The following is a 12,385-nucleotide window of genomic DNA, read 5'->3' on the forward strand; positions in this document are numbered from 1 at the left end:
CCAGCGAACCACACACCCACCCGGCCGGAACACAACCCTTCTAACCAGCACAACCTCGAAAGATCAGCCGTTACACCACTTCCAGGGGCTTGACCTCCCGGAAACCCGCTGGCCTCGTGGCTCCGACGGGCGGCGGAGGGTAACGGTCAACTCGGAAACACACTGGCCCCGTGGCTTGGATGGGCGGCGCGAAGGGGAAGGTTGACTCCCGGAAACGCACTGGCCCCGTAGATCGGACGGGCGGCGCGGAGGGCAACGGTCGACTCGGAAACACACTGGCCCCGTGGCTTGGATGGGCGGCGCGAAGGGGAAGGTTGACTCCTCGGACGGGCGACGCGGAGGGCAACGGTCGACTTGGGGAACACGCTGGGCTCGCGGCTCGGGACTGGTGGCGCCCGGCGGGAAGGTTAACTCCCGGGAACCCGCTGGCCGCGTGGCTTGGATGGGCGGCGCGGAGGGCAACGGTCGACTCGGGGAACACGCTGGGCTCGCGGCTCGGATCAGCGGCGCACCCGGGGGAAGGTCGGCTGGCGGAAACACGCCGGCCCCGTGGCCTGGGTGGGCTACGGGGCCGGGGGTGTTTGTGGGGGCTAGGCGTTGAGGCGCTTTGCCAGGTTCTGGTCCAGGGCGTTCATGAACTCGTCCGTCGTCAGCCACGGGGCGTCGCGGGAGATCAGGAGGGCCAGGTCCTTCGTCATCTGGCCGGCCTCGACGGTGTCGATGCAGACCTGCTCCAGGGTGTTGGCGAAGTTGGTCACCTCGGGGGTGCCGTCGACCTTGCCGCGGTGGGCTAGGCCGCGCGTCCAGGCGAAGATGGACGCGATCGGGTTCGTCGAGGTCTTCTCGCCCTTCTGCCACTGGCGGTAGTGCCGGGTGACGGTGCCGTGAGCGGCCTCGGCCTCGACGGTCTTGCCGTCGGGGGTCATGAGGACGCTCGTCATGAGGCCCAGCGAGCCGAAGCCCTGAGCGACCGTGTCGGACTGCACGTCGCCGTCGTAGTTCTTGGCGGCCCACACGAAGCCGCCTTCCCACTTCAGGGCGGCCGCGACCATGTCGTCGATGAGGCGGTGCTCGTAGGTGATGCCCGCCGCCGCGAAGTCGTCCTTGAACTCGGTCTCGAAGATCTCGGCGAAGAGGTCCTTGAACCGGCCGTCGTAGGCCTTCAGGATCGTGTTCTTCGTGGAGAGGTACACCGGGTAGCCGCGGTCCAGGCCGTAGCGGAACGACGCGCGGGCGAAGTCGCGGATCGAGTCGTCGTAGTTGTACATGCCCATGGCGACGCCGCCGCCCGGGAAGTTGGCGATCTCGAACTCCATCGGGGAGCCGCCGTCGGCCGGGGTGTAGGTGACCGTGACCTTGCCCGGGCCGGGGACGACGAAGTCGGTCGCCTTGTACTGGTCGCCGTGGGCGTGACGGCCGATGATGATCGGCTTGGTCCAGCCGGGGACCAGGCGCGGGACGTTCGACATGATGATCGGCTCGCGGAAGACCACGCCGCCGAGGATGTTGCGGATGGTGCCGTTGGGCGAGCGCCACATCTTCTTGAGCGAGAACTCCTCGACGCGCGCCTCGTCGGGCGTGATCGTCGCGCACTTCACGCCGACGCCGTACTGCTTGATGGCGTTCGCGGCGTCGACCGTGACCTGGTCGTCGGTCTGGTCGCGGTACTCGATCGACAGGTCGTAGTACTTCAGGTCGACGTCCAGATATGGCAGAACCAGCTGCTCACGGATCTGCTTCCAGATGATCCGGGTCATCTCGTCGCCGTCGAGCTCGACGACAGGGTTGTTTACCTTGATCTTCGCCATCGGCCGGGCGCTCCTCTCGCTGCCCTCCGCGGAGGGATTCTCCTCGCTTAGCAGTACAAGCGTACTGCATTGAAGAATCCCGGCCCGAACCGCCCCCGCCGACGGCGTCCACAAGCCGAGACCGTCAAACAGCAGCGCGTTCGGCCAGATCCACGACGTTGGCCAGGAGCATGGCCCGGGTCATGGGACCGACACCGCCGGGCATCGGAGCCAGGTAGCCGGCCACCTCGGCGACGTCCGGAGCCACATCGCCGACCAACCGGGCCTTGCCCGAGGCATCAACCACCCTGGTCACGCCCACGTCCAGGACCGCGGCCCCCGGCTTCACCATGTCGGCGGTGAGCAGGCCGGCCGAGCCCGCGGCCACGATCACGATGTCGGCGTCGCGGGTGTGGGCGGCCAGGTCGCGGGTGCCGGTGTGGCACAGCGTGACGGTCGCGTTCTCGGACTTGCGGGTGAAGATCAGGCCGAGCGGGCGGCCGGCCGTGGTGCCGCGGCCGATGGCGGTGACCTCGGCGCCGTTGATCGGCACGTCGTAGCGGCGCAGCAGGTGGACGATGCCGTTCGGGGTGCAGGGCAGCGGGGCCGGGATGTTCAGCACCAGGCGGCCCAGGTTCGTCGGGTGGAGGCCGTCGGCGTCCTTGTCGGGGTCGATCAGCTCCAGGATGCGCTGCTCGTCGAGGCCGGCCGGGAGCGGCAGCTGGACGATGTAGCCGGTGCAGGCCGGGTCGTCGTTCAGCGCCCGCACGGCCGCCTCGACGTCCTGCTGGGTGGCGGTCGCGGGCAGGTCGTAGCGGATCGAGGCGATGCCGACCTCGGCGCAGTCGCGGTGCTTGCCGGCGACGTAGGCGTGCGAGCCGGGGTCGTCGCCGACCAGGACCGTGCCGAGGCCGGGCGGGCTGCTCAGAGCCTTGATCCGGGCGCGCAGTTCGTCCTTTACGGCGGTCGCCGTTGCCTTACCGTCGAGAATCGTTGCCGTCACGGAACTCGATCCTGCCATTAGAGTGCAGGGCGTGCTGGTCCGGCGCGGCGTTGTCGCCCTCTTCACCCTGCTTGCTCTCACGGCGTGTGGCGATGACGCCGCCACCGACCCGCAAGGGCTGCTCCCCCAGGCCTCCGAGAGTCAGGGGCGACAGGCGGGCGACACCGGCGGCGGGGACAACGCGGCCGGCCTGCAGGCCGAAGGCTCCGCGGGTGCCAGCAGCAACGCCAACGCGAAGGACAAGACGACCGCGTTCGTGCAGAAGCTGCCGGGGACGTTCGGGATCATCGTGCGCGACCGGCAGGGCGGGACCGTGTTCAAGGCCGGCAACACGACCGCCACCACCTGGACGGCGTCGACGATCAAGCTGGCCATCGCCACCGACCTGCTGGAGCGCCAGCAGGCCAAGGAGATCACCCTCGACGCGGCCGACAAGGCAAACCTCGACAAGGCGCTGATCAACTCGGACAACGACGCGGCGACGGCCCTGTGGAACAAGTACGACGGGGCGGCCACGATCGGCAAGTGGAAGTCGCAGTACGGGATGGGGAGCCTGGCCGTCGTCGACGGGATGGACACGTTCTGGCGCAACCTGCGTTGCAGTGCCGAAGACCTGCAGAGCCTCATGTCGTACGTCCTGGAGAAACTGGATGCGACCAGTCGCTCCTACCTGGTGACGACGCTGCGCAAGGTCGCCGGCAACCAGCACTGGGGGGTGTGGGCGGCCGGGTCGGGGCTCAAGCCGGGCAACAAGGACGGGTGGGTCGAGAAGCCGGTCAACGGCGTGAACGTGTGGATGACGCACACGGTCGGGTTCGCCGGGGACGGGGAGCGCTACGTCGTCGCCGTCGTCTACGAGCAGAAGTCCGGCGGCAGCCTGGACAAGGGCGCGCACGCGGTCAGCGACGCCGTGGCCACCTACTTCGGCGCGAAGGTGCCGGCCCCCGTCACGCTGCCGTAACGGGGACCAGCCCAAGCGAACCTCAGTGGAAGAAGTGCCGCGTGCCGGTGAAGTACATCGTCGCGCCCGCCGCCGAAGCGGCCGCGATGACCTCTTCGTCGCGGATCGAGCCGCCGGGCTGGACGATCGCCTTCACGCCCGCGTCGATGAGGGCCTGGGGGCCGTCGGCGAACGGGAAGAACGCGTCGGAGGCGGCGACCGAGCCGGTGACCCGCTCTTCGCCGGCCCGGCTGATCGCCAGGCGCACCGAGTCGACCCGGTTGACCTGGCCCATGCCGACGCCGACGGTCGCGCCGCCGGACGCGAGCAGGATCGCGTTGGACTTGACCGCGCGCACCGCCCGCCAGGCGAAGGCCAGGTCGCGCAGGGTCTCGGCGTCCGCCGGCGCGCCGGTGACGAGGGTCCAGCGGTCGACGGCGTCCCCGTCGGCGTCGATGCGATCGGCGGCCTGGACGAGTACACCCCCGGAGATCTGCCGTTGTTCGAACTGAGCCGGCGCCCAGACGGGGGCCCGCAGGACGCGCAGGTTCTTCTTCACCAGCAGCAGTGAGAGGGCGTCGGGCGAGTAGGACGGCGCGACCACGACCTCGGTGAAGATCTCGCTGATCTGCTTGGCGAGATCGGTGGTGACCTCGGCGTTGACCGCGATCACCCCGCCGTAGGCGCTGACCGGGTCGCAGGCGTGGGCCTTGCGGTGGGCCTCGGCGACGTCGGCGCCGATCGCGATGCCGCACGGGTTGGCGTGCTTGATGATCGCGACGCAGGGGTCGGTGAAGTCGTGCGCGGCGCGCCAGGCGGCGTCGGCGTCGACGTAGTTGTTGTAGGACATCTCCTTGCCGCCGAGCTGCTCGGCCTGGGCCAGGCCCGGGGCGGCGGCGGGGTCGGTGTAGAGGGCGGCGGCCTGGTGCGGGTTCTCGCCGTAGCGCAGGGTGGCCGCGTGGCGCAGGGCCGTGCCCGCGAACCGCTGGTCGTCGCGGGCGAACCAGGCGGCGACGGCGACGTCGTATTCGGCGATGTGCGCGAACGCCTGGCCGGCCAGGGCGCGGCGCTCGTCGAGGGTGAAGCCGCCCTCGGCGATGGCCTGCACGACCGCGTCGTAGGAGGCGGGCGAGGTGACCACGGCGACGCTGGGGAAGTTCTTGGCGGCCGCGCGGACCATGGCCGGGCCGCCGATGTCGATCTGCTCGACGCACTCGTCGTCGGAGGCGCCGGACGCGACCGTGTCGGTGAACGGGTACAGGTTGGAGACGAGCAGCTCGAACGGCTCGATGCCGAGCTCGCCGAGCTGGGCCGCGTGGGCCTCCAGGCGCAGGTCGGCGAGGAGGCCGGCGTGGACCTTCGGGTGCAGGGTCTTGACCCGGCCGTCGAGCGTCTCCGGGAAGCCGGTCAGCTGCTCGACCCGGGTGACGGGGAGGCCGAGGGCCTCGATGCGGCCCGCGGTGGAGCCGGTGGAGACCAGCTCGACGCCGGCACCGGCGAGGGCGCGGGCGAGCTCCTCGAGACCGGTCTTGTCGTAGACGCTGATGAGGGCGCGCCTGATGGGACGGCGGTTAGCCACGGCCCAGCCTGACCTTTCGTTCGTTGACGGTCCAGCCGTCACGCGCCATCCGCCCGACCGTGTCGACCAGCTGGCGGCGCTCGGCCACTTTGATCCGCTCCAGCAGCGTGTCCTCGGTGTCGTCGTCGAGGACCGGCACCGCGACCTGCGCGATGATCGCCCCGGTGTCGACGCCGCTGTCGACGAAGTGCAGCGTGGCCCCGGCGAGCTTGACGCCGTAGGCGAGCGCGTCGCGGGGTCCGTGCGTGCCGGGGAACGCCGGGAGCAGCGCGTTGTGGGTGTTGATGTAGCGGCCTTCGTACTCCCCCAGGAACCGCGGCCCCACGAGTTTCATGAACCCGGCCGAGACGATCAGGTCGGGCTTGAACCGGGAGCACTCGGCGAGCAGGGCCGCATCCCAGGCGGCCCGGTCCGGGAAGTCGGCGACGCGGGCCACGAACGTGGGCACGCCGTTACGCTCCGCACGCGCCAGGCCTTCGATGCCGGGGCGGTCGGCGCCGACGGCCACGACCTCGGCGCCGTAGGCCGGGTCGGCCGCCGCGTCGAGCAGGGCCTGCAGGTTTGACCCCGAACCGGAGACGAGCACGACAAGCCGAACTGTCACCACGAAACTCTATCGGCCGGGTCAGCCCTGCTCAGCGGCGGGTCACCGAGTATTTCCGACAAAACCGTACAAAGTACAGGCCGCGACTGCGCAGAGTTGATCCGGGCGGTTAGGCTGCCGAGGTTCTATATCCCCTCGGGATTACCCTGGTGCGGTCCACCACCCAGCGATAGTCCCCAGCCTTAGGAGCCAGACGTCATGGGCTACCCACCACCGGGCCAGGATCCGTACGGGCAGCAGCCCAACCAGGATCCCTACGGCCAGCAGCCCCAATACGGCCAGCCGCAGCAGCCGCAGTACGGGCAGCCGCAGCAGCCCGGCTACCAGGACCCCTACGCGCAGCCCCAGCAGCCCGCGTATCAGGACCCGTACGCGCAGCCGCAGCAGCCGCAGTACCAGGACCCGTACGCGCAGCAGCCCCCGGTCTCCGGCACGCCCTACCCGACCTCGGGCGGCGGCTACCCGACGTCCGGCGGCGCATACCCGACCTCCGGCGGGGCCTACCCGCAGCAGGGTTACGGCGCACCGGCCCAGCCGCAGAACACGCTCGGCCTCGTCGGCATGATCCTGGGCATCGCCTCGATCCCGCTGGCCTGCTGCCTGTACATCGGCCTGCCGCTCGGCATCGGCGCGGTGGTCGTCAGCTACCTGGGCCTCAACAAGGTCAACCAGGGCCTCGCCAACAACAAGGGCATGGCGCTCGCCGGCCTCATCTGCGGCGGCGTCGGTGCCCTGATCGGCCTGCTGCTGCTGATCCTGCGCTTCGCCCTGAACATGAGCTACGGGTACTAGCGCCAGCCAGACCGCTTTTGAAGGGCGCGCGAGCTATTCGCGCGCCCTTTTAGCGCGCACGGCCAGCTTCGTGGCAGCGCGCCTCGCACGGCGCGCGAGCTATTCGCGCGCCCTTTTAGCGCGCAGCGCGAGTTTGGTCGCGGCCGTCGACAGCAGGGTGCCGATCGCCACCATGAACATGGCCACGAAGCCGACCGCGCCCGAGTGCGGCCCCACGTCGCTGAGCCCGCTCGCGCCAAGTGAACCGCTCGCCGCCCGGCACACCAGCGTGAGCAGCGCCCCGGCCACCGGACCGGCCAGGGCGGCCGCGCCGAGCAGGGCCACCCACGAGCGGTCGGGGTCGAGCCGCTGCGCCCGCCGGGCCAGCAGCCAGCCCGCGATCAGAGCCGCCAGCAGGGGCAGGCCGAGCAGCAGCGGCGCGTAGCCGGTGGCCGGAGTCGAGGGCAGACCAGCCAGCAGGGGTACCGCCGGCAAGGGTCCCACCGTCACCTGGGCCGCGCTGATGAACGTCTCCGAGCCGATCGTGAAGCCGGGCCCGACGAGGTAGCTGGCAGTCCACGCGGTCACGTCCGGTGCGAAGAACGCGCACACGACGACCAGGCCGATCTGCCCGGCGATGCCGGTGTGATAGTCGTCGATGATCTGGCTGGCGTCGCCGCCGCTGAAGGCCACCGCCATGCCCGTCGTCGCCGCGCCCGCGCCGAGGACCAGCAGGGCCGCGACGGCGCCGGTGCGGGTCGCGTCGCGCAGGACGCGGGGGGTGTGGTGGGCCAGCCGGGCGATGCCGCGGGCCTCGGCGAACGCCCCGAGCAGGCCGCCGGCCAGGCCGAACGCGGCGAACGTGCCGGCCGCCCGGGCCGCGGAGATCTGGACACCGCTGTGGTCGGCGATGATCGCGGCGAGGGCGCCGAGGCCGCAGTAGACGACGCCGACGCCGAGCCCGGCCCGGGCCGCCGGCCAGGGCGACCAGGGGCGGCCGCGGTGGTGGGCGCGGGCGCCGATCGCGCGGGCGGTGTGGACGCCGGCGCGGTAGACCCGCCAGGCGGCGATCGCGGTGAGGCCGAGCGGGGCGAGGCTGATCGGGCCGACGGCGGTCTGGAGCGGCACCCAGTGCGCCAGCAGCCAGCCGGCGAGCCCGAGGCGCAGCACCTGCCCCAGCGGGGCGCCGGCGCCCTCCATGGCGAACAGGGCCCAGACCACCAGCAGGGTCGGCAGCAGCGAGACGACGGCCGCCCAGAAGGAGTTGACGGCCGCGGCGAGGGCGAGCGGGGCACGGCGAGCCGGACGCTTGGCGGGGTCCTTGCCACGCACCGAGCGCCGCTGGATCGGCAGCTTGACGGTCTCGCGGTCGGCGAGCCGGGTCTGCGCCCCCTCTTCCGGGTCTTCAGGGGTGGTCGGCATCGCCTTGTACTCTGCCAAAGTCCGGACGGCCGGTCACTAACCCCGGCCGTCCGGACTGCTGGTCACGGTTTTTTGTTCAGGAGCACCCGGCAACAGGCACTCCGCTCGAGCCGGCACCACCCGGCGGCCGTCGTCGACGTGACCTCGGCCGGTTGCCGGGTGCCCTACAGCGCGGTGACGATGTCCCGCATCAGGTTGGCCGTCTCGGTCGGGGTCTTGCCGACCGCGACGCCGGCCGCCTCGAGCGCCGCCTTCTTGGCGTCGGCGGTGCCCGCCGAGCCGGAGATGATCGCGCCGGCGTGGCCCATGGTCTTGCCGGGCGGGGCCGTGAAGCCGGCGATGTAGCCGACGACCGGCTTGCGGACGCTGGCCTTGATGAAGTCCGCGGCCCGCTCCTCGGCGTCGCCGCCGATCTCACCGATCATGACGATGGCCGCGGTCTCCGGGTCGGCCTCGAACGCGGCCAGGGCGTCGATGTGCGTCGTGCCGATCACCGGGTCGCCGCCGATGCCGATGGCGGTCGAGAAGCCGATGTCCCGAAGCTCATACATCATCTGGTACGTCAACGTGCCCGACTTGCTCACGAGCCCGATCTTGCCGGGGCCGGTGATGTCGGCCGGGATGATGCCGGCGTTGGACTTGCCGGGGCTGGCGATGCCGGGGCAGTTGGGGCCGATGATCCGGGTCGTGTTGCCGGCCGCCTGCGCGTGCGCCCAGAAGTAGGCGGTGTCGTGGACCGGCACGCCCTCCGTGATGACCACGGCGAGCGGGATCCGGGCGTCGATCGCCTCGATCGCGGCCGCCTTGGTGAACGCCGGCGGGACGAAGATGACGCTGGCGTCGGCGCCGGTCTGCTCCATCGCCTCGCCGACACTCGCGAACACCGGGAGCTTGGTGCCGTCGAAGTCGACCTGCTGACCGGCCTTGCGCGGGTTGACGCCGCCGACCACGTCGGTGCCCGCGGCGAGCATGCGCCGGGTGTGCTTGGAGCCCTCGGCACCGGTCATGCCCTGCACGATGACCTTGCTGGACTCGGTGAGCCATACCGCCATGGTCGTTACACCCCACTCGCTGCGAGCTCGGCGGCCCGGCGGGCCGCGCCGTCCATCGTGTCGACCCGCTCGATCAGCGGGTTGGCGGCCTCATCCAGGATGCGGCGGCCCTCCTCCGCGTTGTTGCCGTCGAGGCGGACGACGAGCGGCTTGGTGACCGCCTCGCCCCGGTCCCCCAGCAGCTGCAGCGCCTGCACGATGCCGTTGGCCACCGCGTCGCAGGCGGTGATCCCGCCGAACACGTTGACGAAGACGCTCTTGACGTCGGGGTCGCCCAGCACGATCTCCAGGCCGTTGGCCATGACCTGGGCGCTGGCGCCGCCGCCGATGTCGAGGAAGTTGGCCGGCTTGCTGCCGAGGCCCTCGCCGGCGTAGGCGACGACGTCCAGGGTCGACATGACCAGGCCCGCGCCGTTGCCGATGATGCCGACGTTGCCGTCGAGCTTCACGTAGTTGAGGTTCTTCTCCTTGGCCGCCTGCTCCAGCGGGTCGGCCGCGGCCTTGTCCTCGAGCTCGGCGTGCTCGGCCTGGCGGAAGTCGGCGTTCGCGTCCAGCGTGACCTTGGCGTCGAGGCACAGCACGGTGCCGTCGGGGGTCTTCGCCAGCGGGTTGACCTCGACCAGCGTGGCGTCCTCGGCGACGAACGCGGCCCACAGCTTGACCGCGATCGAGACGACCTGGTCGGCGACGTCGGCCGGGAACTTGGCCTGCTCGACGATCTGGCGGGCGAGGGCCTCGTCGACGCCCTTGACCGCGTCGATGGCGACCTTGGCCACCTTCTCCGGCGCGTCGTGTGCGACGGTCTCGATCTCCATGCCGCCGGCGACGCTGGCGATGCACAGGAACGTGCGGTTCGCCCGGTCGAGCAGGTAGGAGAAGTAGTACTCCTCGGCGATGTCGGCCGTGGTGGTGACCATCACCTTGTGGACCGTGTGGCCCTTGATGTCCATGCCGAGGATGTTGGTCGCGTGGGTGGTCGCCTCATCGGCGTTCTCCGCGAGCTTGACGCCGCCGGCCTTGCCGCGGCCCCCGACCTTCACCTGGGCTTTGATGACGACCCGGCCACCGAGTTCTTCGGCGATCGCCCGGGCCTCGGCAGGGGTCTCGGCGACACCGCCGCCCAGCACGGGCAGCCCGTGCTTGGCGAAGAGGGCGCGCCCCTGGTACTCGTACAGGTCCACAGTGGTCCCGTTCCGTCAACCGTGCCGCCTGCCCCATCGCGAGGACGGCTCAACAAGCGCAGCCTAACCACGGCCTCACCCCGCAGCGCGGCGCGGGCTCCTGATGTGCCCCATTCCACTCCTGCGACATTTCACTTCCAGGTGACACGGCCGCGGCCGCGTAACCGCCCCGATGGAGCGTCGTTGAGAGCAGTGTCGGCCCGCCCACGGGGAAAACCCGAGGTAGGGCCGGCACCAAAAACGGCCGATGCCCTGTCGGTCGAGGGGTGGCGGCGGGGCATCGTGCGATAGAGGGGCCGGACGTGTGAGGGGTGCGTCCGGCCCCTCCCCCTGTGTGCCCAATTTCTCTGCGCCCAATTTTTTGGGCCCAGTTTTCTTTGACGCACGCCTATCCGGTCACCAGATTCTTCTGCGCCCATTCCACGATCGACTGCGTGGTGGCGCCCGGGGTGAAGATGGCGGCCACACCCAGCTCCTTGAGCTCGGGCAGATCCTCGTCCGGGATGATCCCGCCGCCGAACACGGTGACGTCTTCCGCGCCCCGCTCGGCCAGCAGCTCGATGACCCGCTTGAACAGGGTCATGTGCGCACCCGAGAGCACCGACAGCCCGACGGCGTCGGCGTCCTCCTGGATCGCGGTCTCCACGATCTGCTCGGGCGTCTGGTGCAGCCCGGTGTAGATGACCTCCATGCCGGCGTCGCGCAACGCCCGGGCGACGATCTTCACTCCTCGGTCGTGCCCGTCGAGCCCAGGCTTGGCGATGACGACGCGGGTCCGCGCGCTCATCCTCACGGTCCTTCCCGGCCGCTTGTGACGGCCACAGTCAGGCGAGCCCGCACCGTTGCGGGGTCTCAACCGAAGGTACCGCAATCCAATCCGCCCGGCCCGCAACGACCACACCACACCGCGGTTACGCACAACCAACCCGACGGGCACAATCGCACCCGTTATTCGGCGCGGCGCTTGTGCGAAAGATTCCGACCTGTCTACGGTGACGGTCGGTTCAAAGGATTAATGATTCATTCTCACAATTACCGCTCACAATTGTACGGCCAATCAGTCGCCATTCTCCGGAGGTTTCGCGGTGCCCTCAGCAACCCAGCGCGCGAATTACCGGGGCCGCCGGCGGCTGGAAAGTCCCCGCAGTCGCTTGCTGGCGGTACTGACCACCACGATCGTCGCCTCCGGCGTGGTCGCCCTGGGCACGGCGTCGACCCTGCCGGAGCCCCACACCGACGGCCTGACGATGGAGTCGACGAGCAGCTACGCCGACATCACCACCCGTTCGGGCGACCGGGCCGGTGATCGAGCCAGCCGCGGCGACGCCAAGACGACCCTGTCCACGGCCAACCAGCCCGCCCCCGACGTGTGGATCCTGCCGCTGCACAGCTACACGCTGACCTCGTTCTACGGCGAGCGCTGGGGCCGCCTCCACCCGGGCGTCGACCTGGGCGCCCCGACCGGCGCCCCGTTCACCGCGGTCGCCGCGGGCAAGGTCATCCTGTGCCGCTGGAACGCCGGCTACGGCAACAACGTCATGATCGACCACGGCGACGGCATCGTCACCGTCTACGGCCACGCCTCCAAGCTCCTGTGCAAGGAGGGCCAGCAGGTGAAGGCCGGCGACCGGCTCGCCCTGGTCGGCAACACCGGCCACTCGTTCGGCTCCCACCTGCACTTCGAGGTACGCCAGGACGACAAGCCGATCGAACCGCTGAGCTTCATGCGCAAACACGGCGTCGACATCCAGAAACACACCGAGTCGATCTATTCCTGAGCTGGTTCATTTCCGTGGGGAAGGCTTCGCCTCCACCCACACCCCCGCACGATCTCCGCCATCCCCCGGGCCGAACGGGGCTGAGCAGTGAGAGCCGCCTGGCGGCGCTTTTGGAAGGCGCGCCAGCGCCGCCGTTTGGAACCGTTACAAACGGCGGACGCCGAAGGGAGGCGCCCCGGCGCCGACCGGTCTCTCGCGGGAGGAACGGACCGCGATAACGACGAGCCCGAGCAATGCAATTGCTCTGTCTTGCAGCTTTTCGCTGTGG

Annotated in this window: 11 protein-coding genes; 3 read left to right on the forward strand and 8 right to left on the reverse strand. The window is 70.2% G+C overall.

Annotated elements, in window-relative coordinates:
- Nucleotides 1-590: 590 nt before the first annotated feature.
- Nucleotides 591-1,808, reverse strand: coding sequence for an NADP-dependent isocitrate dehydrogenase (locus ACIA8L_RS38215; RefSeq protein ID WP_395912342.1), 1,218 nt, complete (start codon nucleotides 1,806-1,808; stop codon nucleotides 591-593).
- 124 nt (nucleotides 1,809-1,932) lie between these two features.
- Entirely contained in the window at nucleotides 1,933-2,790 is an 858-nt protein-coding gene (locus ACIA8L_RS38220; protein WP_395912344.1) for a bifunctional methylenetetrahydrofolate dehydrogenase/methenyltetrahydrofolate cyclohydrolase, read from the reverse strand.
- A gap of 31 nt (nucleotides 2,791-2,821) precedes the next feature.
- Between ACIA8L_RS38220 and ACIA8L_RS38225 the strand changes: the two genes are divergently transcribed.
- Entirely contained in the window at nucleotides 2,822-3,751 is a 930-nt protein-coding gene (locus ACIA8L_RS38225) for a serine hydrolase (RefSeq protein ID WP_395912346.1), read from the forward strand.
- Nucleotides 3,752-3,773: 22 nt separating this feature from the next.
- Here the strand turns inward: ACIA8L_RS38225 and purH are convergent, their stop codons facing one another.
- Together purH and purN are read right to left on the reverse strand one after the other, a co-directional pair.
- Nucleotides 3,774-5,309, reverse strand: coding sequence for a bifunctional phosphoribosylaminoimidazolecarboxamide formyltransferase/IMP cyclohydrolase (gene purH, locus ACIA8L_RS38230; RefSeq protein ID WP_395912348.1), 1,536 nt, complete (start codon nucleotides 5,307-5,309; stop codon nucleotides 3,774-3,776).
- Nucleotides 5,302-5,913 carry a phosphoribosylglycinamide formyltransferase gene (gene purN, locus ACIA8L_RS38235; RefSeq protein WP_395912350.1) on the reverse strand — a complete coding sequence of 204 codons (612 nt, stop codon included), beginning with the start codon at nucleotides 5,911-5,913 and terminating at the stop codon, nucleotides 5,302-5,304. The genes purH and purN overlap by 8 nt, the downstream gene beginning before the upstream one ends.
- A 198-nt stretch (nucleotides 5,914-6,111) precedes the next feature.
- Here purN and ACIA8L_RS38240 point away from each other — a divergent pair, with 198 nt between their 5' ends.
- A complete protein-coding gene (locus ACIA8L_RS38240; protein WP_395912352.1) occupies nucleotides 6,112-6,705 on the forward strand; it encodes a DUF4190 domain-containing protein in 594 nt (197 codons plus the stop codon).
- 99 nt (nucleotides 6,706-6,804) lie between these two features.
- Here the strand turns inward: ACIA8L_RS38240 and ACIA8L_RS38245 are convergent, their stop codons facing one another.
- The 4 genes from ACIA8L_RS38245 to ACIA8L_RS38260 form a co-directional block, all read right to left on the reverse strand.
- Nucleotides 6,805-8,106 carry a DUF6350 family protein gene (locus tag ACIA8L_RS38245; protein ID WP_395912353.1) on the reverse strand — a complete coding sequence of 434 codons (1,302 nt, stop codon included), beginning with the start codon at nucleotides 8,104-8,106 and terminating at the stop codon, nucleotides 6,805-6,807.
- Nucleotides 8,107-8,270: 164 nt separating this feature from the next.
- Nucleotides 8,271-9,158: a succinate--CoA ligase subunit alpha gene (sucD, locus tag ACIA8L_RS38250; RefSeq protein WP_395912354.1), complete on the reverse strand. Its 888-nt coding sequence runs from the start codon at nucleotides 9,156-9,158 to the stop codon at nucleotides 8,271-8,273.
- Between the two features lie 5 nt (nucleotides 9,159-9,163).
- Nucleotides 9,164-10,339: an ADP-forming succinate--CoA ligase subunit beta gene (sucC, locus tag ACIA8L_RS38255; protein ID WP_395912356.1), complete on the reverse strand. Its 1,176-nt coding sequence runs from the start codon at nucleotides 10,337-10,339 to the stop codon at nucleotides 9,164-9,166.
- Between the two features lie 388 nt (nucleotides 10,340-10,727).
- Nucleotides 10,728-11,126 (reverse strand): cobalamin B12-binding domain-containing protein, encoded by a 399-nt coding sequence (locus ACIA8L_RS38260; protein WP_395912357.1) that lies wholly within the window; start codon nucleotides 11,124-11,126, stop codon nucleotides 10,728-10,730.
- A gap of 364 nt (nucleotides 11,127-11,490) precedes the next feature.
- On the opposite strand from ACIA8L_RS38260, the gene ACIA8L_RS38265 reads away from it, so the two are divergent.
- Nucleotides 11,491-12,117 carry a M23 family metallopeptidase gene (locus ACIA8L_RS38265; RefSeq protein WP_395912359.1) on the forward strand — a complete coding sequence of 209 codons (627 nt, stop codon included), beginning with the start codon at nucleotides 11,491-11,493 and terminating at the stop codon, nucleotides 12,115-12,117.
- Nucleotides 12,118-12,385: the final 268 nt, after the last annotated feature.

Source organism: Dactylosporangium sp. NPDC051541 (assembly GCF_044454505.1).
In the GTDB taxonomy this organism is placed as follows: Bacteria; Actinomycetota; Actinomycetes; order Mycobacteriales; family Micromonosporaceae; genus Dactylosporangium.